The organism is Novosphingobium sp. HR1a (assembly GCF_015594425.1).
In the GTDB taxonomy this organism is placed as follows: domain Bacteria; phylum Pseudomonadota; class Alphaproteobacteria; order Sphingomonadales; family Sphingomonadaceae; genus Novosphingobium; species Novosphingobium resinovorum_A.
The window spans coordinates 1-18,777 of record NZ_JABXWS010000057.1 but is presented as its reverse complement, the minus strand read 5'-3'; the positions used below and the strand labels follow the sequence as shown (position 1 = coordinate 18,777).

Sequence of the window (18,777 nt, the reverse complement as noted above, 5' to 3'; positions counted from 1 at the left end):
ATCAGCGCTTCAGGTTGCTCACTTCCTGCAGCATGTCATCGACCGTGGTGATGATCTTGGACGAGGCGCTGTAGGCGCGCTGGAACAGGATCATGTTGGAAAATTCCGACGCCAGATCGACGTTGGAGGCTTCCAGCATGCTCGCCGAGATCTTGCCGCCGCCCACGGTGCCGGGCTCGTTCAGCGCGAAGTTGCCCGAATCTTCCGAGACGATGTAGGCGTTGCCGCCGATGCGGGTCAGGCCGTCCGGGTTCTGGAAGGTGGCGATCGGCAGCTGATAAATCGCGCGTGAGGTGCCGTCGTCGAACACCGCGCTGACGACGCCAGTGTCGGAGATCTTCACCGAAGCTACCGTGCCCAGCATGCCGCCATCGACGGTTGAGGAGAGCAGCGCCGAGGTGCTGCCGAACTGGGTCAGCCCGTCGAGCCCGGCGTTGCCGCCGAGGTCGAGGCTGATCGGCATCGCGGCGGCGCCATTGTTGTATTCAAGCTGCAGGCTGCCGAACAGCGCCGTCGCGGGGGTGCCGAGGTCGAGGCTGCCGTCGGCGTTGAAGCTGACGGTGGTGCTGGCGATCATGCCGTTCGCACCCACGGGGTCGCCGTTGACGCTGGAGATGTCGGTGGGGTCGCCGGTGATCTCGGCTGCCCACTGGTTCGCGCCGGTCTTCACGAAGTTGAACGTCAGCGTATGCGCGGTGCCCTGCGAATCGTAGATTTCGACAGAGCGCGAGAACTGCGGATCGACGTCGCCGCTCGACATGTCGCCAACGTCGTAGTCCGCCACCGCCTCAGAGGTGGAATCGAGGTTGGCGCGCAGTTCGATCGAGGTCGTGGGCGCTGCTGCCCCGGTCAGTGCGGTCGGGCGGATCGGTTCAAGCGAGGAGATCGCGCCGTTGTTCGCATAGTTGCCCTGCGTGTCGAGCGGCCAGCCCATCAGGTAATAGCCCGAGGTGTTGCGAAGGTAGCCCGAGCTGTCGGTGGTGAAAGATCCCGCGCGGGTAAAGGCGGTCGCGCCGCTGGCGTCGGCGCTTGAGCGCACGACGAAGAAGCCAGCGCCGTCGATGGCGATGTCGGTCAGGCTGGACGATGCCTGCAACAGGCCCTGCTTGGAGATCAGCGACTTTGCCGTCGCGGTCACGCCGCCCGCCGAATAGGTCGAGGAGACGCTGCCCCCGTTTACCAGTGATTCGAACTGCGCCGAGGTGCCCTTGTAGCCCACGGTGTTCACGTTGGTGATGTTGTCCGCGACGGTCGCCATGGCGCTCGACTGCGCACTGAGGCCCGAAACGCCGGCATAGAGAGCGGAATAGAGGCTCATTGCATGTCTCCTGTGCCGTCCATGCGGCAATATTGGCGTCGCGGGGCGGCGCACCCACGCACCGGACACAGGCATTGTAGGATGAATTGGGGAGGGTTGGTTGTCCGGTCGCAAAAATGCTCCTTGTTCCGCAGGAACGGGGGGCGACGCCGCAGGCGTTGGTGGAGGGGGAGGCGCAGGAAAAACCCCTCTGTCACCGACATCGTCGGCGCCACCTCACCATTCCTGCGGAACAGGGAGGATAAGTCGGCCAGCTTGACCCCACCCCGGCAAAAATTGCCTGCCTTGACCGAATCGCAGCACTGCCATCCTATAATGTCAGTCTCAAAGGGACATTCTGGGACATGACGCTTCGTATTTCGCTTCGCAACGGCGAGCCGGTCATCGTGAACGGCGCGGTTCTGCGCGCGGTCGGTCGCACCGATCTGGTGCTGGAAAACGACGCTACGATCCTGCGCGGGCGCGACGTCATGAAGCCGCAGGACGCGACCTCGCCCGCCAAGCAGCTCTACTTCGCGTGCATGATGGCCTACATCGACCCGGCCGATCTCGAACGCCACCAGCAGACCCTGCTGGAGAAGCTGGAAATCCTGCTCGGCGCGCTCGAGGCGCCCGAGGCCAAGGCGGTCTGCGTCGCTTTCGCCAACAAGGTTTCTGTCGGCCAGTTCTACCAGGCCTTGGCCGACTGCCGCTGGCTGATCGCCTACGAAGCCGAGGCGCTGGCCCGCGTGGTTCCGGAGTAGCGCGTCGATGCTACCTTCCCCGTTCGACATTGCGAGCGCAGCGAAGCAATTCAGGACGGTTTGCGCTGCCCTGGATTGCTTCGCTGCGCTCGCAATGACGAGGGATGGGGCAGCCCCGTGCCCCTAGCTGCCGCCGCATCCGGCCTGCGCATGCTCGCGCCCGACCAGCGCTACGGCCGCGTCGTCGCGGTGCGCGGTGCGCTTATCGAGGTGGACGGGCTTGCCGGGGCGGCGCGGATCGGCTCGCGGATCACCTTGCGCTCGCCTGTAGGGGCGATCGAGGCGGAAGTGGTCGGCCTCGATCACGGCATCGCCCACTGCATGCCCTTCAACGAGCCGGAAGGCATCGCCTCCGGTTCGCGCGCGGATCTGTCGGCCGGGCAACTGGGCCTGCGCGTCTCCTCGGGCTGGCTGGGCCGGGTAGTGGATGGGCTCGGCCGTCCGGTCGACGGCAAGGGTCCGCTGCCGCAAGGACGCGAGCAGCGCCGCATCAAGTCCGCGCCTCCGCCCGCCTCCGCGCGCGCCCGCGTCGGTGCGCGGATCGAGACCGGGGTGCGCGCGCTGGACCTTTTCGCGCCGTTGTGCCGGGGCCAGCGCCTCGGCCTTTTCGCGGGATCGGGCGTGGGCAAGTCCACGCTCCTGTCGATGCTGGCGCGCTGGACCGAGTGCGACGTCGCCGTCATCGGCCTCATCGGCGAGCGTGGCCGCGAAGTGCAGGAATTCATCCAGGACGATCTCGGTGAGGAGGGCCTCGCGCGCAGTGTCGTCGTCGTCGCCACCTCGGACGAGCCCGCGCTGCTGCGCCGCCAGGCCGCCTGGACCACGCTGGCCGTCGCCGAACATTTTCGCGACGAGGGGCTGGACGTGCTGTGCCTGATGGACTCGGTCACCCGTTTCGCCATGGCCCAGCGCGAGATCGGCCTCGCCGCCGGAGAGCCGCCTGCGACCAAGGGCTATACCCCCACCGTCTTCGCCGAACTGCCGCGCCTGCTGGAGCGTGCCGGGCCGGGAACTGCGGGGCAGGGGGCGATAACCGGCCTGTTCACTGTCCTCGTAGACGGCGACGACCATAACGAGCCGGTGGCGGACGCAGTGCGCGGCATTCTCGACGGGCACGTCGTCATCACCCGCAAGATCGCCGAGCGCGGGCGCTATCCCGCCATCGACGTCCTGCGTTCGGTCTCGCGTACTTTGCCGCAGTGTCTCGAACCGCAGGACAACGCCACCCGCCTTGCCGCGCGCGCCGAACTGGCGACGTGGAAGGACATGGAGGAGATGGTGCGCCTTGGCGCCTATCGCGCCGGGGCCAATGCGGAAGTCGACCGCGCCGTCGCACTCGCCCCGCGCATCGAGGCGCTGCTCAGTCAGGACAAGCGCGTCCGCAGCTTCGCCGCCGAAGACTTCGCGGCGCTCTCGGGTATTCTGGAGGAAATTCATGAAAACGCCCTATGACGCCGCGTTGCGCGTGCGGCAGCGCGAACTGGACGAAGTGAGCAGCGCCATCCGCACCGAGGCGGGCGCCTTGGGCGCGGTCGAGCAGGAGCGGATGCGCGTCGCCGCCGCGCTGGTGCACGAGGCGGACCTTGCCGCCACCGACCTCACTCTCGTCTCGCCGGGCTGGCAGCGGCGCATGCGCGGCGAGCGGCAGGCGCTTTCGGCCCGTGAGACGCAGCTGCAGGCGCGGCTCGATGCCCTGCGCGAAGTCGCAGTGGACGCCTACGGCGTGCTGCGCGGGATCGAGAACGCCGCTGACGACTACCGCGCCGAAGCCCTGCGCGACGAAGCCGCCGCCGAGCAGTCCGCCACCGACGACATCAGTGCCGCCGCCTTCCTGCGGACCCTGCGCGCGCGATGATCGACAAGACCGCCTCTTCGGACCTGACGGCAGCGAATCTGTCGGCGTCGCAGAAGGCGCGGTTGATCTACGATACGGCGCGTTCGGAGATGTCCGGTCGCCTGTGGCGCGCGGCGCTGGGTTCGGCCGATGAGGCGAAAGGCGAGAGTAAGCCCTCGGTGACGGGCCTGCACCAGAGCGATCCGATCGGGCTCGACCGGCTGCTGGCGATCCTCGATCCGGCCTCGAAGGCGGCGCTGGACACGGCTGTGCCGCAGGTCGAGGTTCCGGCTAAGACGAGCGGCGATGCGGTGTCCGCCATGGGCGACGGCGCGAATGCGCGCTATGCCGGGATGCTCGGCGCGGCGGCGGAGCGGACCGGCCTCCCGGCCTCGGCGCTGGCCGCAATCGTCGATGCCGAGGCGGCGAAGGGCCCGGGCGGGACGTGGCAGCCCTATTCGCGCAACCCGCGTTCCAGCGCGGCGGGGCTCGGCCAGTTCCTCAACGGAACGTGGGAAGGCGAGGCGGTGCGCTCCGGCACCTGGCTCAACAGCACGGCAGAGGCCAACGGCTGGCTCGACGCACGCGGGCAGGTCAAGGCGGAGAGCCGGGGCGCCCTGCTGGCGCTGCGCTACGATCCGCGCGCCTCGATCGAGGCGGTGGCGGACTATGCCAGGGCCAATGTCGCGGCGCTGCGCCGCTCGGGCGCGACAATCGGCGCGGGCACCACCGAGGTCGCGCAGGCGGCGTACCTTGGCCATCACCTCGGCGTCGGCGATGCCAAGCGGTTTCTTGCGGGCGGCCTCTCACCCGACCGCGCGCGCAAGCTGCTGGGCGCGCAAGTCGGTTCGGCGGCGGCGGAACGGCGGATCGCACAGGCCGGAGGCGCGGTTGCGGCGCACCGGTCGTGGCTGATGGACTATGTCGGCAAGCACGTCCGGCCGGAAAGATTTGCCTGATCCTATATTGGCGGGGGCAGTGTGTGCCATCCTTCGGCAAGCTCAGGATGAGCGGAGGGATGGGATGAAAGTGAAATTTGGTCAGATTTCGTTAAATTACGCCCCAATCCCGCTCAGGCTGAGCTTTTCGAAGCCCGTGAGGCGTGGCGCAAAGTGCGAATAGGTAGGAAAATCACTCCACCGCTACGGCAAATTTTGCCGCATCAGTGGATAACTCTCGTATAGGATTGCTGGTTCCCGATTTATAGGAATAGATTCCGAGCTCATGGACGCGTCGCAAGGGGCTTCGCGTGCCATCGGGGTTCGCCATGTCGAAGATCACTGTCGCGCTCGAGGCTGCGGTTGCTGCGGTCAGCGCCAATATGCCGCCGGAAGGCACCGAGCAGACCCGGCGGCAGCGGGCCGAGGTTGACCGCGCTTTCGCCCGCATCCTCAAGTTGATCGCGCCGCGCATCCGCCATTTCATCCGGCAGTATGGCCTCGTCGGCCACTGGGACGATGCGGAGCAGTGCTGCGCCATCGCCGTCCACCGCGCGATCCTGGCTTACGAGCCGGAGAAGGCGCAGTTCACGACGTTCGTGAACTGGCAGATTCGCGGTGAACTGCAGAGCCTGCGCTTCCGCGTCATGACCGACCAGCGCCCCTCCGCCCGCAAGGTGGAAGCCACCACCGTCTCGCTCGACGCCATCACCGGCGGCGAGGACGGGGAGGGGCTGTCGATCCTGGCGGCCATCGCCGACGAGGATGCGCTCGGCCGCACCGAGGCCGGGGCCAGCGACTACCTCGCCCATTCGGCGATGAGCGCGCTGACCGACAGCTACGTCGAGCACATGCGCAATTCCGGCCTCGACCGCATCCGCCGCCGCGCCCAGCCCCGCAAGCTGACCCGCGCCGAGCGCGCTGCCGGGGCGGTGGCGCAGCGCCGTCCGGTGCTCGACACCGGGGAAGTCGGAGAGCTGGAACAGCGCCTCCAGCACAACCGCCAGGTCGTCGAGGGCCGCCTGTTCGAGACTTCGGCGCTCGATGGGGCCGAGGACGAGACCGTCCGCGAACGCATGCGCCAGATCGCCAAGCGCGCCGCCAAGACCATGGGCGATCTTGCCGTCGCCGATCCGCGCTTCGCGCTCATGGCCGAGTACCGCCAGGCGATGGTGGCGGCGCACTGAGTGATATTCTGTGTCGTCATTTTCCGCGACCCGGAGGGCAGCGCGAAGCGCTAATGCGCGAACCCATCTCCTGAGGGTGCCTGTTGCACCGGCGTCAGTTGGGTCCCCGCCTTCGCGGGGATGACTTCGCAGGGATGGGGGGATGTATTTCAATCGGGCGCATCGTGCTCACACGCTACGTCCTCACCCCACCGGCACCGCGCCGTTCTCGTTCGCCAGCCCGGCCATCACGGTGCGGTTGACGGTGATCAGTTCGTCCACGCTCTCGCGCCCGGTGATCACCTGCGAGGTGTACTTGTCCACCCACAGGCTGAGCGAGACGATCCCGGCGCGCAGTTCGTCAGGCAGGGCGTTGGCGGAATCGATGCACAGCGTGCGGAAGGCGCCCCAGACCTCGCGGTTGCGGTGAAGTGCGGGGGCCAGCTGTACGCCCGAAAACCCGGCATCGCGCGCGGCGATCATTTGGGCGGTGATCTCGGTCATCAGCCGGAATTCGGTGCTACGGGGCGTCTCGGCGACCTTGCGGGCGCGGACGTAGGCGTTAACGGACATCGGGGCTCCCGGACGGGGTGGGGCAAATAGCGTCGCCTGTCTCATATAGAGCGTCACGCCCCCGCCCGGTCGCGCCCGCGAAAAATGCGCGAGCCGCCACCGCGATGCAGCACGGCGTCCTATAATTCAGCAAAGGTCCCGTCTCTCGCGGGCAAAGCTTTCTCGGAAATTTCCATGCTCAATATCGTCGGCCTCGTCGTCATTCTGGTGTGCGTCTTCGGCAGCTTCCTGATGTCGGGCGGCAGCATGGGCGTCATTTTCCACGCCCTGCCGCACGAGATGATGGCGATCGGCGGTGCCGCTTTGGGTGCGTTCGCGCTGGGCAATTCAATGACGACCCTGAAGAAGGCGGGCAAGGGCATCGCCCGCGTGTTCAAGGGCGAGCGCTGGAAGGAGGCGGATTACCGTGACCTCCTCGCGCTGCTGTTCGCGCTGCTCGCCACCTTCCGCAAGGGCGGCGCCAACGCCATCGAGCCACACCTCGACCGGCCCGAGGAAAGCGCTCTGTTCGCCCGCTATCCGCGCCTGCTGGCGGACCACGAGCTGATCGAGTTCATCTGCGACTACCTGCGCATGATGACCGTCAACTTCGAGGACCCGCACCAGCTGGCCGAGGCGATGGAGGGCGATATGGAACGCCACCATCACGAGGAACTCGGCCCCCAGCACGCGATCCAGATGATGGCCGACGGCCTGCCCGCGATCGGCATCGTCGCGGCGGTTCTGGGCGTGATCAAGACCATGAGCTCGATTGACCAGCCCACCGAGATCCTCGGCGCGATGATCGGCGGCGCGCTGGTCGGCACGTTCCTCGGCGTTTTGCTGGCTTACTGCCTCGTCGGCCCGATCGCGCAGAAGCTGCAGCAGATCATCGACGCCGATTTCAAGCCCTACACGCTGGTCAAGACCGCCATCGTCGGCCACGCGCAGGAGCAGCCCACCGAGATCGCCATCGAGCTGGCGCGCCGCATGACGCCGTCGAACTACGCCCCCAGCTTCCAGGAGATGGAGACGGCGCTGGAGGCGGTGAAGGAACAGCTCAATGCCGCTCCGGCCTGAGGCGCGCTGACCCATGGCCACCAAGGGCAACGAAAAGCGCCCCATCGTCATCCGCAAGGTCAAGAAGGTGGTCGGCGGCGGCCACCATGGCGGCGCGTGGAAGGTCGCCTATGCCGACTTCGTGACCGCGATGATGGCCTTCTTCATGCTGCTGTGGCTGCTTGCCAATCCGGACGAAGTGCAGCTCAAGGGCCTTGCCGAGTACTTCTCCGCCGATTCCGAGAAGGCCAACCCGGCGACCACGCTGACCAAGGACCCCGGCATGCAGCCGGGATCGGGCGGCCACGGGCGCAACAATCAGGGCGACAAGGAAGAGCCCGAAGGCCAGCCCGCCTCGGAGGCCGGGACCGTGGGCACCGCGCGCGGGGGTACGGCGGAAGTGCCCGCGGCTTCGCTGCGCGTCATGGCGCAGGAGATGCAGGTGGCGCTGCAGCCGCCGATGGACAGCCAGGGACGCGCCAATGTCGACGTGCGGCCGAGCCGCGAGGGGATGCGCATCCACCTCGTCGACAATGCGCAGCGCTCGATGTTCAAGGGTAGCACCGCACAGCTCAACGACTTCGCGCGGGCGCTGCTGACGCGGGCGGCGAAGCAGCTTGCCGGGATCGACGCGCGCATCGCCATCGAGGGCCATACCGACGGCGCGGGCGGGAACAGCGATGCCAACTGGCAGCTTTCGGCCGATCGCGCCCTTGCCGCGCGGGCGGCGCTTGTGGCGGCAGGGCTGCCGGCAGACCGCTTCGCCGAGGTCGTCGGCAAGGCGGGCACCGAGCCGGTCTATCCCGACCAGCCCGATCGCCCCGAAAACCGCCGCATCACCATCGTCGTCATGGCCGAGGCAGGCGCGCTGCCGCATGACGCCAGCTTCAAGTTCTGAGCGGAGGGCACCATGATCAAGCGCATCGTGATGGGCCTGCTCGCCACCGTGGCGGGGCTCGGCGTCGGCGGGGCGGGGGCCTGGGGCGTGCTCCACTTCGCGCCGCAGCTGGTGACGGGGCATGCGAAGAAGCCGACCAAAGGCCCGACCGAGTTCGTGCCGCCGGTGGAAGTGCTGGCGCCGCTGGTCTTCGCCGACGGGCGGCTTTCGGGCTACGAGACGTTCGAGATCCAGCTCGAGGTGCCGCAGGGGACGACCGAGGAAGTGGGCGCGAAGCTGCCGCTATTGATGAACGCGGTGAACCTGCGGACGTATCGCACGCCGATGGCCAGCGGGCCGGACGGAATGCTGCCAGGGCTCGATGCCTTCCGCAAGGTGGTGATGGACGCCGCGCTGGAGGTCTACGGCAAGGACGCGGTACGCTCCGTGGCGGTGACGAAGGCGTCGCCGGGGTAGGGGCTGCGCTGGAACCCGATCCTTCGACAAGCTCAGGATGAGCGAAGTGTTGGGGGCGAGCGCAGCTTTCAAATAAAAAAGCCCGTCATCCCAGCGAAGGCTGGGACCGCTGGCCTGTTACTGCGGGCTTTCGTTCGAATGCCCTGCCGAGGGTTGGGCTTCATGCGGCCAGCGGTCCCAGCTTTCGCTGGGATGACGGGCGCGCGCAGGGAGACAAACGCCCTCAACCCGCTCAGGCTGAGCTAGTCGAAGCCCCCTGCGGCAAGGCGCTACCCGAAACTCTTCACTAGCGACCCCGCCACCAGCGCCCAGCCATCGACCAGCACGAAGAAGATGATCTTCATCGGCAGCGACACGGTCGCGGGCGGCAGCATCATCATGCCCATCGCCATCAGCACCGCCGCCACCGCAAGATCGATCACCAGGAACGGCAGCAGCAGCAGGAAGCCGATCTCGAACGCGCGGCGCAGTTCGGAGATCATGAAGGCGGGCATCAGCGTCGTCATCGGCAGTTCCGCCCTGCTCTTCGGCACTTTGCCCGAGAGGCTGACGAACAGCTTCACGTCATCGTCGCGCACTTGTTTCAGCATGAAGGCGTGGAACGGCTTGCTGGCGCGGGACAGCGCCTCGGTCTCGTTGATCTGCCCGGCGTTGTAGGGCTCCATGCCCTGCTTCCACGCCGCGTCGAACGTCGGCGCCATGACGAAGAAGCTGAGGAACAGCGCCAGCGAAATGACGATCGGGTTGGGCGGCACGCCCTGTACGCCCATTCCCGAGCGCAGCAGCGAGAGCGCCACGACGATGCGGGTGAACGAGGTGATCGTCATCAGGATGCCCGGCGCCAAGCTGAGCACCGTGAGCACCATCACCAGCTGCAGCACCCGGCCCGACATCGTGCCGCCGCCGGTCAGGGCGCTCGCTGCGCCTCCGGCGCCAGCACTCTGGGCCATCGCCGCGACGGGCAGGACGAGGACCACCAGAACCGCGAGAACGGCCAGAATGCGCCGAAGCACGGTTTCCCCGGGGAAACCGGCAGGGGTGGCAGGGGCGCTCATCAGTGCAGTTCCGTCTTCACGTCCTGCGTGAACCAGACATCCGGGAGCACTGGAATGCGGTCCGCGAAGGAGGCTTTGTGTGCTTCCGGTTCCTTATCAAATATCTGATTTTCATCATTTTGTTTGACGATCTCGACCGCCTTCGGGGCCGCCGTGCTGTCCAGCACCGTCACCCCTTCCGGGCCGATCAGGACGCTGAATTCGGTATCGTCACGGCGCAGCAGCACCAGCGAGCGGCGTTGGTCCACGGCAAGCCGCTCGACTACCTGCAAGCGCTTGTCGTTCCCGGTATTACCCAGCTTTTCCAGCCACTTGCGCGGCATGGTCAGGTCGTAGCGCTTGACGGCCCACAACAGGCACACAAGGGCACCCAACACGACCATAAGGGCACCCAGCATGCGCACAAGCGAGAACAGGTCCACCTTTCAGCGCTCGGCCTGGACCACGCGGGTGATCTCCAGCGACATGGCCTCGCCGTTGACGAGGATGCGGCCCTCGGCGACGAGGCGGTCATTGACGTAGAGGCGCGTCGGATCGTCCTGCCCGCAGTCGAGCTGGATCATCGCGCCGCGGCTCATCTTGAGCACCTGGCGGACCGGGATGCTGGTGGAGCCCAGCACGATCTGCAGGTCGATGGGAATGCCTTCGAGGACGGACACCGCGCGTCTCCTTTCACTCGCAGCTTTATAGGGGAAAAATTTATAGGAGTAGTGCGTCACTAGGAAAAAGTTGCCTATAAGGTCGAGGTAAGGGCGTACAGGGGCATCTGGGGACCAAGCGTGGCGGAACTGGGCAATTCGATCGACGTCTCGGCATCGGGCCTGCGCGCGCAGGCGCTGCGGATGCGCGTCATCGCCGAGAATCTCGCCAACTCGGACTCCATCGCCACCACGGCCGAGGGCGATCCCTATCGCCGCCGCGTCGCCAGTTTCGCAAGCGAGGTCGATCGGAATACCGGCGCCACGCAAGTTACCGTGAAGTCCATCGAAGCGGACCAGAGTGCCTTCGGTCGGATCTACCAGCCCGGCAATCCCGTCGCCGACGCGCAAGGGTATGTCGAGCAGCCCAACGTCAATCCGCTGATCGAGGCCGCCGATATGAAGGCGGCGCAGCGCTCCTACGAAGCCAACCTCAACGCCATCGAGGCGGCGCGCGGCATGACCATGCGCACCGTCGATCTGCTGAAGTAAGGACGAGGCAATGTCGATCGGCTCCCTCGATGGGCTTTCCGCTTACGCCCGGGCGGCCCGGGCCACCAATCCGCTCTCGGATACCGGCCAGAGGAGTGGCGGCCTTGCGCCCTCCGGTGGTCTTGCTCCGAGCGGTGGCGGGTTCGGCTCGATGGTCGAGAGCATGGTCTCGCAGACCGGCGACGCCTTGCGCGGGGCCGAGGCGCAGAGCATCAAGCAGATCGGCGGCAAGGGCGACCTGATCGACGTCGTCACCGCCATTGGCGCGGCGGAAACCGCGCTCGATACGGTAGTGGCGGTGCGCGACCGGGTGGTCTCGGCCTACTCCGACATCATGAAGATGCAGATCTAGGGATGAGCGGGTGCGCTGAACGGGGACCAAATCCCCGTCATCCTGAACTTGATTCAGGATCCATCGGGCGGTCGTACCCGATGGCTTATGTCACCATCGGCGCTTGCGGTTTGCTGCGGCAAAGCACCGGGCTTGAGGCGCGATGGACCCTGAAACAAGTTCAGGGTGACGAAGCAAAGGGGCGGCATCGCGCCATCCCGTGACGCCGGACGCCGCCATCGAACTCGCCCGCGCCGCGCTGGTGCTGATGCTGACCATCTGCGGGCCGATGCTGATCGCCGCGCTGATCGTCGGCGTGCTCATCGGCCTGTTGCAAGCCTTGACGCAAGTGCAGGAAATGACGCTGACTTTCGTGCCCAAGCTGCTGGTGCTGGGCGTGGTGATGCTGCTCAGCCTGCCGATGATCGGCCATGCCCTGAGCAATTTCATGGACCGCGTGGCCGACGCCATCGTCGCGCATTAGGCCGCCGATCGTGCTTGATCGAAGCTCGCATAGGCGAGAGCTGGGGTATCAAAACCCGATCCGTCATCCCCGCGATTGCGCGTGCGCGTCGATTTACCGCGCGGGCGCAGCCGCATGAACGCCATCGACCTCGCGACCCTGCTGCGTCTGCCGATCGACGCGGCGGCGTTCCTGCTGCTGTTCTGCCGCGTCGGCAGCGTCATCATGCTGCTGCCCGCCTTCTCCGACGACGGATTGCCGATGCAGATCCGCCTCGTCATGGCGCTGGCCTTCACCTTCGGCATGTATGGCATGCTGGAGCCGCACGTCACGCCTGCGCTGCAGTCCGGCCTGTCGATGCCGCTGCTGGTGATCGGCGAGGTCATGGTCGGCCTCGCGCTCGGCATGATCGTGCGCATCCTGTTCAGTGCCGCCGCCATTGCCGGGGCGCTGGCCTCGCAGCAGGTGGGCCTGTCCTCCGCGCTGGTGGTCGATGCGGCGATGGGCGGGCAGGTGCCGCTGCTCGCGCGGTTCGTCGGCGTCGCGGCGATCGTGGTGTGCCTTTCGACGGGCGTGCATCACTTGTGGATCGCCTCGATCTTCAAGTCCTACGCCAGCTTTCCGGTCGGCGGGATGCCGCCTGCCGCTGACTTTGCGCATCTCGCCGTTGCCGTCACGGGGCAGGCGACGGCGCTGGGGCTGAGCCTGTGCGCGCCGCTGATCCTCTACGGCATGCTGTTCAATCTGGGGCAGGGGCTGGCGGCGCGGGTGGCGCCCTCGATCCAGGTGTTCTTCATCATGCAGCCCGCGAACCTGCTGCTCGGTCTCTCGGTCCTGGCGATGACGATGGGGGCGATGCTCACTGCTTTCGCGAACGCCATGGCCACGTTCATGCAGAGCGGGTGGAACCTCTGACATGGCCGATGACGCCCCCGACAAGGACCAGCGCACACACGAGCCTACGCAGAAGAAGCTCGACAACGCCCGCAAGCGCGGCGAAGTCGCCATCGCGCCGGAAGTTCGCCACGCCACGATGATGGCGGGCGCTCTGGCGGTGACGGGGTGGCTGGGGCTCTCGGCGATGGAAAGCCTGGGCACCATGCTCAAGCGGCTCTGGGGCCATGCGGAGGATTTCAGCCTCGATCCGGACGGCGCGCAGGGCCTTGCCACCGGGGTCGCGTGGCACACGCTGGTGTCGCTGCTGCCGGTCTTCGCGGTGCTGATGGCCGCGGCGGTGAGCACGATATTCCTGCAGGGCCGCGCGGTGATGAGCTGGTCGCGTCTTTCGCCGAAATGGTCCAAGCTCTCGCCCGCGAGCGGGTTCTCGCGCCTGTTCGGCACCCGCGCGCTGGTGGAATTCGCCAAGACGCTGGCCAAGATGAGCGCAATCGGCCTCGTGGTGTGGATGGTGCTGGCGCCGCGCCTGCAGGGCGTGGACGGGCTGGTCGGCCGCTCTCCCGGCGCGATCGGTGCGGCGGCGGGGGGGCTCGCGTTCGAGGCCCTGCGCGCGGTGGCGATGCTGGTCGCGGGTCTCGCGCTGTTCGACTTCCTGTGGCAGCGCCGCAGCTTCCTGCAGCGCATGCGCATGACCCTTCAGGAAGTGAAGGACGAGCACAAGCAGAACGACGGCGATCCCAAGATCAAGGCCAAGATCCGCCAGATCCAGATGCAGCGCTCGCGAAAGCGGATGATGTCGGCAGTGCCGACCGCCAGCGTGATCGTGACCAACCCAACGCACTACGCCGTCGCGCTCAAATACGAGCATGGCGTGACTGCCGCGCCGACGGTGGTAGCGAAAGGCGTGGACGCGGTGGCCCTGCGCATCCGCGAGGTCGCAGCCAAGGCCGGGGTGCCGATCTTGGAGAACCCGCCGCTGGCCCGCGCGCTCTTCGCGGCGGTGGAGATCGACCACCCCATCCCGATCGAGCACTATCAGGCAGTGGCGGAGATCATCGGCTACGTGCTGAAGCTGGCGAAGAAGGCGGGGCGCTGATGTTCCTCACCGAGCTTGTCTTGGGGAGGTGGCGCCGACGAAGTCGGCGACGGAGGGAGAATCTGCACGCCTTCTTCTCCTCCACCACCCGCTTCGCGGGCGGTCCCCCTTCCCCGAGACAAGCTCGGGGAGGAATTGCGTCGGTCACACCCGACCCTCCCAACTCCATCCTATAAAGCACACGATGCCCCGGCTGCCGTTCCTCCTCGCGCTTCTCGCCCTGTTGTCGCCCTCGGCGGCACAGGCAGGCCCGCAGCCGCGCATCAAGGACATCGTCGACGTCGAGAACGTGCGCACCAACCAGCTGGTCGGCTACGGCCTGGTGGTCGGTCTCCAAGGCACCGGCGACCGCATCCGCAACGTCCCCTTCACCGAGGAGACCTTGCAGGCGATGCTGGAGCGCATGGGCGTCAACATCCGGGGCACCCAGATGCTCACCCAGAACGTCGCCGCCGTAACCGTCACCGCGACGATGCCGCCCTTCGCGCGCGCGGGATCGACGGTGGACGTGCAGGTTTCGGCGCTCGGCGACGCCAGCAGCCTGCAGGGCGGCATTCTCCTCGTCTCCTCGCTGCGGGCGCTGGACGGCGAGATCTACGCGGTGGCGCAAGGGCCCGTCGCCGTCTCCGGCTTCAAGGCGCAAGGGGCGGGCGCGAAGCTCAGCCGGGGCGTGATGACCACTGCGCGCATCGCCGGCGGCGCCATAATCGAGCGCGAGGTGCCTTATGACCTGCGCAATGCCCACTCGCTGAAACTGGCGCTGAAGAACCCCGATTTCACCACTGCGCGCCAGATCGCCCAGACCATCAACCGGCAGGCGCCCGACTCGGCCGAAGTGCTCGATCCCGGCACGGTGGAGCTGCGCCCCTATGGCAGCGGCTCGCTGATCGACCTCGTCACCCAGGTCGAGAACCTGACCGTCGCGGTCGACCAGCCCGCGCGGATCGTCATCAACGAGGCGGCGGGCACCGTGGTCATGGGCGCGGACGTGCGCGTCAGTCCGGTGGCCATCGCGCAAGGGGGGCTGACGATCAGCGTCACCGAGACCCCGGTGGCCTCGCAGCCCGCGCCGTTCTCGGGCGGGCAGACGGCGGTATTGCCGCGCACCACCATCCAGGCCAACGACGGAAACGGCGCGGCGCTGGCGATGCTGACCAGCGGCACTTCGCTGCAGACGCTGGTGGGCGGCCTCAATGCGCTGGGCGTCAGCCCGCGCGATCTCATCACCATCCTGCAGGCGCTCAAGACGGCGGGCGCGCTGCAGGCCGAAATAGCGGTGCAGTAGGATGAGCGATCCGATCAATACCTATCCCACGCGGCCGCCGGTTCAGGCGCCGACGATCTCGCAGGATCGCAGCCCGGCGGCGGTGGCGCGCCAGTTCGAAGGCGTCTTCGCAGGCCAGATCACCAAGATCATGATGGAAACCGTGGAGCAGGACGAGCAGTTCTCCGGCGGCCACGGCGAGGAGATGTTCCGCGGCATCCTGGCCGAGCAGATCGGCAACTCCATCGCGTCCGGCAAGGGCCTCGGCATTGCCTCGGCGGTCGAGGCGCAGATCATCCGCCTGCAGGGCGCGACCAATGCCGAATGACAACGAGACCGCCGCCGCCATCGTCGGGGTCATGACCTCGCTCTCCTCGGTCATGCGCGAGGAGACGCGCGCGCTGGAGAGCGGCATCCGCGCGCTCGACCTGGCCGAACTGGCCTCGGCCAAGGCGCGGCTCGTGGGCACGCTGGAGGAACACCTCGCCCGCGTGACGCGGCAGGAGCCGGGCTGGACCGCGCAGCTGGACGCCCCCTTGCGCGAGAGCTTCACCGAAGCGCTGGGCGAGCTGCGCGCCGCCTCGATGGTCAACGCCGCGCTGCTGGAACGGCACATCGAGCTGTCCGCCGACCTGATGGGCGCGATTGCGTCCGAGGCCAAGCGCCTGACCGGCAACCGCGCCTACGCCTACGGGGCGCGCGGCACCCTTGCCCGCGCGGACCTGACGACGCCGATTTCGCTCAACGGGGAGTTCTGAGCGGGTAATTTTCGGGAGCCCCGCCGCCCTCCGGCGTGCTAAGGCCGCAGTCTGTTTCGGGAAGGAGCGGCCTGATGGGCGGTATCTGCGGGAAACCCGTTCTGCTGCTGGCGGCGGCCATGGCATTCACCGCTTCGACGGCGCGGGCGCAGTCTGCGGGCACGCTGATCGCGACCGATCCGGTCGCCACCGCGCCTGCCGGCATGAAGGCCTGGCGCATCCGCTACTGGACCCGTGACGAGAAAGACCGGCCCCTCGCGGTGACCGGCATGGTCGTCGCCCCCGCTGCCCCCGCTCCCGCTGCTCCCGCCCGGCCGGTCATCGCCTGGACGCACGGGCTGGTCGGCATCGCGCGCCGCTGCGCGCCGTCGCTGGGGGACGACAACTTCACCGTGATCCCCGGCCTGAAGGACGCCCTCGCCCGCGGTTATACCGTGGTCGCGCCCGACTATCCGGGGCTGGGGTCGGAAGGCGTGCATCCGGTGCTGATCGGCGTGAGCGAGGGCCGTTCCACCCTCGATGCGGTGCGCGCCGCGCGTCGCATCCCGGCGGCGGCGAGCGGCACCCGCTTCGCGCTCTGGGGGGAATCGCAAGGCGGCCACGCAGCCTTGTGGTCCGGCCAGATCCAGGCACGCTACGCGCCCGAGCTGCAGCTGGCGGGGATCGTCGCGGTGGTGCCGCCGACCGACCTTCCCCGCAACTTGACGGAAGGCAGCGACCCGCGCGTGCGCGCCCTGTTGATCGCCTATACGGCGACCAGCTGGTCGCGGCTCTACGGCGCGCCCATGGCGACGTTCGGGTCGCCCTCGGTCCAGCGCGTGATGATGCGGCTCGCCGACAACAACTGCGTGCGCTTCGACGCCCGGCCCAAGCTGGGCACCATCGCCGGCATCGCCATTGCCCAGCGGGCGATCGCCAGGCTCGATTTATCCCGGCAGCAGCCCTGGGGCCGCATGATGCGCGCAAACAATCCCTCGGCGGCGGCGATCCCGGTCCCCGCCCTGATCGCGACCGGAACGGCGGACACGATCGTCGCCCCGGCCGTGGTGCGCGACTTCGCCCGCCTCGCCTGCAGGCGGGGCAGGACCGTGCGCTTCATGTCGATACAGGGGGGCCGGCACGAGACCGTCGCGCGCAGCGAGGCGGCGGCGATGCTGGACTGGATCGACGCCCGCTTCGCCGGCCGCAAGGCACCGGGCAACTGCGGCACGTTCTGAAAGACGATTCCCGGTCAGTCCTTCCCGGCCTAAATTCCGAGCCATTGCTCGGTGTGTTTGCGCAAGTCGATGCCCGCGTTGTGGTCATATGCGATCCACGCGCTCGTCGCCAGCATCGTCCGCAAGATGCTGAACAGCGATCCGACCAGGAAGTGTTCGGCGAAATTGCGCTCGTCCATGTCCTTGAAGCGCGCGACGGTCTTGAGCGCGATCACAGCGGCAAGGATCTCCCAGCTATGGACGATGATCCCCGTGGCCAGGATCAGCCGTTCGAATACGCCGATCCAGCGGCCCGCGTTGTGCGCCGCAGTAGGAAGATGCGCGATGGAATCCTTCAGGCCGCTGAGGTGGAAGATCCCCCGGCAGATCAGGTTGCCCTCCCAGGTCAGCAGTATCAGGGCTACTGCGGTGTAAAGGAATGCGCACCCCATTTGTCGGCCCCCGGCAATCGGTATCGATGGTCGAGCTCGGCGAGCGCCTTGTGAATGGCGGCCCACTGGATGACATACAGCTCGAAGTCGCCTGCGCTTTGCACTTTGTAGACGTTGTGTACGCTGACATTGCGGGCGTTCGCCACTTCGGCGACCGAGGCCCCGGCCAGCAGCTTGACGATATCGCCGCGCTGGGCCTGCGACCACCCGCGCTCGATGGCGGTCAGGCTTGCGCCGCTTGCTTCCAGCAGGGTTTCGAGAAGCCCGTACTGCGGGAAGGAGAAGCGGTAACGGCTCGCAGAGCGCTTTTCCCCCAGACGTTCCCGGGCGTCGGCGAAGCCCGGCCCCATCATGTTCCAGGCGCGCCGGGAGTTGACCGGTGTTCTAAGATCGATGCTGCCGATCACGAAACGGCAGTCGATGTCCTTGCCCAGCAACTCGAAGCGGATCTCGCGCGCGGCTTGCGCGGCAGCCACCAGCGAGGTGAACAGGCCCTGGAATTCGTCGCCGAGCGTTATCGTCAATGGCGAGGCCATGTCGGCGGCAAGGGCCTTGTTCTGGCGGTCGATCGCGGCATTGAACCGGGCGTGCAGGTCCCGGGGATCCGCATGCCGCTCGCTCCCCACGAGTTCGCCCATGAGGACGGCATGGAAGGAGGGGGAGGAAGCCATGAACGCGGTGACGGCATCAACCCAAAAAAGGGTCACTTCAATTTTTAACCCAAATTCGGTGTAATCGAAGAATTATCCCAAAAACGGGTTACAACTCCCGGGGGCGAGCGCCGCGAGTGGCGTCGCCCTTACTCGAACACCGCGGAGAGCACCGCCGCGACGTCGGCCGGGGCGAGGGTGTCGAGCATCACTTCCAGATCAGGGCTTTGCGAATAGCCGAGCATGCGGCCGTGCCGGTCGGCGGCGACGGAAAGGACGCGCAGCGCCTCACCCTCGCGCACGACGGCGAGACCGCCGGTGGCGGGGTAGCGGTCGGGGTCCACCACCAAGGTAGCGCGGCCGGGCAGTCCCGCGCCCAGCGTCGGGCGGCCGAGGCGCAGGGCCCATAGGGCGCGCGGGGCCCTCGTATAACTTACGTACGTAATAGTATAGTCTATACG

24 protein-coding genes and 1 pseudogene are annotated in these 18,777 nt (G+C 67.2%); 17 read left to right on the top strand and 8 right to left on the bottom strand.

Annotated elements, in window-relative coordinates:
* Window position 1 precedes the first annotated feature (1 nt).
* Window positions 2-1,318, bottom strand: coding sequence for a flagellar hook protein FlgE (gene flgE / locus HWN72_RS15255; protein ID WP_211150610.1), 1,317 nt, complete (start codon window positions 1,316-1,318; stop codon window positions 2-4).
* 344 nt (window positions 1,319-1,662) lie between these two features.
* Between flgE and HWN72_RS15250 the strand changes: the two genes are divergently transcribed.
* The 5 genes from HWN72_RS15250 (at window position 1,663) to HWN72_RS15230 (ending at window position 6,020) form a co-directional block, all read left to right on the top strand.
* Window positions 1,663-2,061 carry a flagellar biosynthesis repressor FlbT gene (locus tag HWN72_RS15250; RefSeq protein ID WP_036527376.1) on the top strand — a complete coding sequence of 133 codons (399 nt, stop codon included), beginning with the start codon at window positions 1,663-1,665 and terminating at the stop codon, window positions 2,059-2,061.
* 150 nt (window positions 2,062-2,211) lie between these two features.
* Window positions 2,212-3,513 carry a flagellar protein export ATPase FliI gene (gene fliI, locus HWN72_RS15245; RefSeq protein WP_051586963.1) on the top strand — a complete coding sequence of 434 codons (1,302 nt, stop codon included), beginning with the start codon at window positions 2,212-2,214 and terminating at the stop codon, window positions 3,511-3,513.
* Window positions 3,497-3,916 (top strand): hypothetical protein, encoded by a 420-nt coding sequence (locus HWN72_RS15240; RefSeq protein ID WP_036527383.1) that lies wholly within the window; start codon window positions 3,497-3,499, stop codon window positions 3,914-3,916. The genes fliI and HWN72_RS15240 overlap by 17 nt, the downstream gene beginning before the upstream one ends.
* Window positions 3,913-4,854 carry a peptidoglycan-binding protein gene (locus tag HWN72_RS15235; RefSeq protein ID WP_211150609.1) on the top strand — a complete coding sequence of 314 codons (942 nt, stop codon included), beginning with the start codon at window positions 3,913-3,915 and terminating at the stop codon, window positions 4,852-4,854. Before HWN72_RS15240 ends, HWN72_RS15235 begins: the two co-directional genes overlap by 4 nt.
* Before the next feature lie 308 nt (window positions 4,855-5,162).
* Window positions 5,163-6,020 carry a sigma-70 family RNA polymerase sigma factor gene (locus tag HWN72_RS15230; protein WP_211150608.1) on the top strand — a complete coding sequence of 286 codons (858 nt, stop codon included), beginning with the start codon at window positions 5,163-5,165 and terminating at the stop codon, window positions 6,018-6,020.
* A gap of 183 nt (window positions 6,021-6,203) precedes the next feature.
* Here HWN72_RS15230 and flaF read toward each other — a convergent pair whose 3' ends face one another.
* Window positions 6,204-6,572, bottom strand: coding sequence for a flagellar biosynthesis regulator FlaF (flaF, locus tag HWN72_RS15225; RefSeq protein ID WP_036527388.1), 369 nt, complete (start codon window positions 6,570-6,572; stop codon window positions 6,204-6,206).
* Between the two features lie 174 nt (window positions 6,573-6,746).
* On the opposite strand from flaF, the gene motA reads away from it, so the two are divergent.
* From motA to HWN72_RS15210, 3 genes are read left to right on the top strand one after another with little or no spacing between them, the layout of a single operon-like run.
* Window positions 6,747-7,631 (top strand): flagellar motor stator protein MotA, encoded by an 885-nt coding sequence (gene motA / locus HWN72_RS15220; protein WP_036527390.1) that lies wholly within the window; start codon window positions 6,747-6,749, stop codon window positions 7,629-7,631.
* A 13-nt stretch (window positions 7,632-7,644) separates the two neighbouring features.
* Entirely contained in the window at window positions 7,645-8,508 is an 864-nt protein-coding gene (locus HWN72_RS15215; RefSeq protein ID WP_211150607.1) for a flagellar motor protein MotB, read from the top strand.
* A 12-nt stretch (window positions 8,509-8,520) separates the two neighbouring features.
* Window positions 8,521-8,964 (top strand): hypothetical protein, encoded by a 444-nt coding sequence (locus HWN72_RS15210; protein WP_211150606.1) that lies wholly within the window; start codon window positions 8,521-8,523, stop codon window positions 8,962-8,964.
* A gap of 269 nt (window positions 8,965-9,233) precedes the next feature.
* Here the strand turns inward: HWN72_RS15210 and fliP are convergent, their stop codons facing one another.
* Genes fliP through HWN72_RS15195 form a run of 3 tightly spaced genes read right to left on the bottom strand, consistent with a single transcriptional unit; the run spans window position 9,234 to window position 10,678 of the window.
* Window positions 9,234-10,019 (bottom strand): flagellar type III secretion system pore protein FliP, encoded by a 786-nt coding sequence (gene fliP, locus HWN72_RS15205; RefSeq protein WP_211150605.1) that lies wholly within the window; start codon window positions 10,017-10,019, stop codon window positions 9,234-9,236.
* Window positions 10,019-10,441, bottom strand: a complete 423-nt coding sequence (locus HWN72_RS15200; protein WP_211150604.1) for a flagellar biosynthetic protein FliO — start codon at window positions 10,439-10,441, stop codon at window positions 10,019-10,021. The genes fliP and HWN72_RS15200 overlap by 1 nt, the downstream gene beginning before the upstream one ends.
* A gap of 3 nt (window positions 10,442-10,444) precedes the next feature.
* Entirely contained in the window at window positions 10,445-10,678 is a 234-nt protein-coding gene (locus HWN72_RS15195; RefSeq protein WP_008832790.1) for a FliM/FliN family flagellar motor switch protein, read from the bottom strand.
* A 120-nt stretch (window positions 10,679-10,798) separates the two neighbouring features.
* Between HWN72_RS15195 and flgC the strand changes: the two genes are divergently transcribed.
* The 9 genes from flgC to HWN72_RS15150 all read left to right on the top strand — a co-directional run bounded on the left by flgC (window position 10,799) and on the right by HWN72_RS15150 (window position 17,235).
* Window positions 10,799-11,209: a flagellar basal body rod protein FlgC gene (gene flgC, locus HWN72_RS15190; RefSeq protein ID WP_211150603.1), complete on the top strand. Its 411-nt coding sequence runs from the start codon at window positions 10,799-10,801 to the stop codon at window positions 11,207-11,209.
* Between the two features lie 10 nt (window positions 11,210-11,219).
* The gene (locus HWN72_RS15185; RefSeq protein ID WP_036527400.1) at window positions 11,220-11,561 is read left to right on the top strand and encodes a flagellar hook-basal body complex protein FliE; all 342 of its coding nucleotides are present in this window, start codon (window positions 11,220-11,222) and stop codon (window positions 11,559-11,561) included.
* 199 nt (window positions 11,562-11,760) lie between these two features.
* Window positions 11,761-12,024, top strand: coding sequence for a flagellar biosynthetic protein FliQ (locus tag HWN72_RS15180; protein ID WP_008832787.1), 264 nt, complete (start codon window positions 11,761-11,763; stop codon window positions 12,022-12,024).
* 114 nt (window positions 12,025-12,138) lie between these two features.
* Complete coding sequence (locus HWN72_RS15175; protein WP_211150602.1) at window positions 12,139-12,918, top strand: flagellar biosynthetic protein FliR; 780 nt, start codon at window positions 12,139-12,141, stop codon at window positions 12,916-12,918.
* A 1-nt stretch (window position 12,919) separates the two neighbouring features.
* The gene (gene flhB, locus HWN72_RS15170) at window positions 12,920-13,996 is read left to right on the top strand and encodes a flagellar biosynthesis protein FlhB (RefSeq protein ID WP_211150601.1); all 1,077 of its coding nucleotides are present in this window, start codon (window positions 12,920-12,922) and stop codon (window positions 13,994-13,996) included.
* Window positions 13,997-14,180: 184 nt separating this feature from the next.
* Window positions 14,181-15,281, top strand: coding sequence for a flagellar basal body P-ring protein FlgI (locus HWN72_RS15165; protein ID WP_211150600.1), 1,101 nt, complete (start codon window positions 14,181-14,183; stop codon window positions 15,279-15,281).
* 1 nt (window position 15,282) lies between these two features.
* Window positions 15,283-15,588, top strand: a complete 306-nt coding sequence (locus HWN72_RS15160; RefSeq protein ID WP_036527407.1) for a rod-binding protein — start codon at window positions 15,283-15,285, stop codon at window positions 15,586-15,588.
* Window positions 15,578-16,018, top strand: coding sequence for a flagellar biosynthesis protein FlgN (locus HWN72_RS15155; RefSeq protein ID WP_036527415.1), 441 nt, complete (start codon window positions 15,578-15,580; stop codon window positions 16,016-16,018). The genes HWN72_RS15160 and HWN72_RS15155 overlap by 11 nt, the downstream gene beginning before the upstream one ends.
* A 74-nt stretch (window positions 16,019-16,092) precedes the next feature.
* A complete protein-coding gene (locus HWN72_RS15150) occupies window positions 16,093-17,235 on the top strand; it encodes an alpha/beta fold hydrolase (RefSeq protein WP_211150599.1) in 1,143 nt (380 codons plus the stop codon).
* 29 nt (window positions 17,236-17,264) lie between these two features.
* On the opposite strand, the gene HWN72_RS15145 is transcribed toward HWN72_RS15150, so the two are convergent.
* The 3 genes and pseudogenes from HWN72_RS15145 to HWN72_RS15135 form a co-directional block, all read right to left on the bottom strand.
* Window positions 17,265-17,666, bottom strand: a complete 402-nt coding sequence (locus tag HWN72_RS15145; protein ID WP_211150598.1) for a hypothetical protein — start codon at window positions 17,664-17,666, stop codon at window positions 17,265-17,267.
* Entirely contained in the window at window positions 17,636-18,337 is a 702-nt protein-coding gene (locus tag HWN72_RS15140; RefSeq protein WP_248006038.1) for a SatD family protein, read from the bottom strand. Before HWN72_RS15140 ends, HWN72_RS15145 begins: the two co-directional genes overlap by 31 nt.
* 128 nt (window positions 18,338-18,465) lie before the next feature.
* Window positions 18,466-18,777, bottom strand: a pseudogene (locus HWN72_RS15135) (hypothetical protein); the annotation flags it as partial.